The sequence below is a fragment of the Escherichia sp. E4385 genome, assembly GCF_963883145.1.
In the GTDB taxonomy this organism is placed as follows: domain Bacteria; phylum Pseudomonadota; class Gammaproteobacteria; order Enterobacterales; family Enterobacteriaceae; genus Escherichia.
The window spans coordinates 1-2,931 of sequence record NZ_CAWOOJ010000041.1; the positions used below are offsets into that span (position 1 = coordinate 1).

Annotated in this window: 3 protein-coding genes and 1 pseudogene; all 4 read left to right on the top strand. The window is 46.5% G+C overall.

The window, feature by feature from the left end; translation table 11 throughout:
* Positions 1-1,101, top strand: a pseudogene (locus tag AACS80_RS23860) (hypothetical protein); the annotation flags it as partial.
* A gap of 37 nt (positions 1,102-1,138) precedes the next feature.
* Entirely contained in the window at positions 1,139-1,738 is a 600-nt protein-coding gene (locus AACS80_RS23865) for a hypothetical protein (protein ID WP_138184035.1), read from the top strand.
* Positions 1,739-1,838: 100 nt separating this feature from the next.
* Positions 1,839-2,123, top strand: coding sequence for a type VI secretion system PAAR protein (locus tag AACS80_RS23870; RefSeq protein WP_135411023.1), 285 nt, complete (start codon positions 1,839-1,841; stop codon positions 2,121-2,123).
* A gap of 35 nt (positions 2,124-2,158) precedes the next feature.
* A partial coding sequence (vgrG, locus tag AACS80_RS23875; protein ID WP_138184036.1) for a type VI secretion system tip protein VgrG occupies positions 2,159-2,931 on the top strand: 773 nt, incomplete at its 3' end.

The window sequence follows — 2,931 nt, forward strand, 5'->3', positions numbered from 1 at the left end:
GGGGATATCGTGCTGGAGAGCTGCAGCCGGATAAGCCTGAAGGTGGGTGGCTCGTTTGTGGTGATACATGCCGGCGGGGTGGATGTTAGTGGGCTGAAGATAAACCTGAATGGCGGGGGAAGACCGGGGATGCCAGTGGAAACACTGCCATTGACGACGCCGGAGGATAATAATATATCGTTGTATGGAAATGTTAGTGGGAATGATAGTGGAGGAAACGGAGGAAACGGAGGAAACGGAGGAAACGGAGGAAACGGAGAAGGCTCTGGGAGCGACAATGATTCGGGTAATCCGGATGGCACTGGAAAAGAAGATAATGAGCCGGATGTGATTACCACTGAAACTGACGCCGAGCTACCAGTTGATCGTGCCAGAAGAAAAATTGGTGTGGGTGAGGTGGTAAACTTGACATGTAATAATGAGGTCTCTGTCTGGGTTCTGTCACCGGAGGATAGTGGGAAATTGTCAGGTTCAACTTCTCATACAGTTACATTCACTGCCTTTGACAAAGCAGTTATCGCTACGGTAACTGCTACCACGGCTAATGGAAAGAGTGATGTTCAGTTCACGATTGTACAACCATCAAATTTTGTGATGCATCGGGTGCCTAGATCACCACTGCTTCATCATCATGGTGTTCCTGATTGTGGATGGTTTGGGAGACCATTTATTGGGCCGGTTGATGTTAACTTCTATGCCATTTATTTAAGGGAAATAGATACTCAAGCTATCGGTTCGGGAGTTTTATCTTTAGGTGATAAGGCAGAAAGTTGGCATGGCAATTATGAAAACGGCAAATCCGAATGGCATAAGATGACTGCTCAAGATTATTCATCTGACTGGGGAAGCCCTGGGGAATTGATGGATAAAATTTATCTTAATCCGCATAATTCCGCAGGAACGAAACCGCCATTTAAGGTTGGGGTTCTTAGTATGCCAATAATATGGGAGTGGACTATTGATAAAACAAAAACTTATAGATTCCCGATAATGGAGCAAAAGCATGAGATTTTCGAGGACGGCAGAAGCACCGCGACTAAAGCCGGACATAGTGAGACTACGATGTATACTGATCCTGATAGCGGCCTTAAGTATATATAATTTAACTAGTTTTGCAATGAATAGTGAGGGGGAGATAATGAATGATATTCGATTTAAATTAAATGAGGTTAGGGGGAAAATATCTTTTTTTAAAAAAGAACCTATTCTTGATAGAGAATATGGTAACTTGCGAAACGCTCTAATGATACTTAACGATATCCATATTTCTGGGAAAAATTTATCATCAGAAGAGTTTGAACAATATCGACTGGAGATTTTGAGATATCATGTCGATATTGTTTGGTTATTTAATAAGTATTATATTGAAAACTACAAACCTAAAAAGCCTTATTATATGCAGGTGTTCCCTCCTGACGGATCAGTGGACGGAATTGTATTCGGTACTATAGATCCTGCCAGAATTAAAGATAAAACGATCCGGGAAAAATATAAATTAGACTTGGCGGAAAATAAGAGGGATGGTGAGGAGCTTTCATTTCAGGACGAATTGCTTGCGGTAAAAAATATTCTTGAGGCACCAAGTAAAAATAGTGGTAGTATCGCAACTCTTGAGTTTTTCATTAAAGCTTATTACAAGAACAACTCGTTTGATAAAACTGAAGTTGAAAAGGTTATTAACGAATCAGAACTGAAGAATGATCTTAAATCCAGAATCCTTGATGATACTGTCAGATAACACAGAGGTTTTATATTAAATCATCTGGATTCATTTAACTCATAAATATTATGAATAATATATAAATGGTGTATTTAATGTTTCCTCCTGGAGAATCCCTATGTCCACAGCAGCCAGACTCAGTGATAAAGGTACCCAGCATGACGGTTATTATGAAACAACCATTATTGCCGGTTCCCCGACCGTTTTTATTGACGGATTACCCGCCGCCCGTCAGGGCGATCCGCTGACACCACATTCTAAACCTGACCATCCCCCCCACCCCCGTAAAATCGCCGGCGGCTCTTCCACTGTCTTTATTGACGGCAAGCCTGCCGCCAGAAGCGGTGATGCCATTGACTGTGGCGGTGTGGTTATTGGTGGCGGCACGGTAAATATAGGCTGATTAATTATCAGCTGATTAATTATCAGGGAGGTCATATGTCCTCAGAAGGATTACGTTTCACGCTGGCAGTGGACGGTATCGTGGAGATGGCGACGGCGGTGGTGAGCTTCCGTCTGTACCAGCACCACTGCACACCGTTCATCCTGGATGTGGATATCGCCAGCGGACTGTCTGACCTGACGGCGGAGGATTTTCTGGAGAAGAGCGCAGTGCTGACAGTCTGGCAGGGTGATATCCCGCAGCGTTACGTCAGCGGTATCGTGACGGAGGTGCAGCTCGGTGAGAACAACGACTGGCAGATGCGTTATTCCCTGAGCATCAGCCCACCGCTGTGGCGTGCGGGGTTACGGCAGAACTTCCGTATCTTCCAGCAGCAGGACATTCAGACGATATCAGTACAGCTTCTTGAAGAGAACGGGGTGACAGCATGGATGCGGCTGTTTTATGAAGACCATCCGGCGCGGGAGTTCTGCGTGCAGTACGGGGAGAGCGACCTGGCGTTCCTGACCCGGCTGTGGGCGGAGGAGGGTATCTTCTTTTATGAGCGGTGTGGTCAGGAAGGGCCGGAACAGAAGCTGGCGGTGTGTGATGACGTGGCGGGGCTGACGGGAATGGGTGCGCTGGCGTTTAACCCGGACACGACGACCGGGGGAACGACGGAGTACATCAGTGAGTTTCGTTACCGGGCGCAGATAAGCGTGGCGTCGGTGGAGACGCAGGATTATACGTTCAAAACGCCGGGGTGGCCGGGGTACTACAGCCATGACGGGGAGAGCCTGAACGGACAGGGAACGCAGTACGAGATATT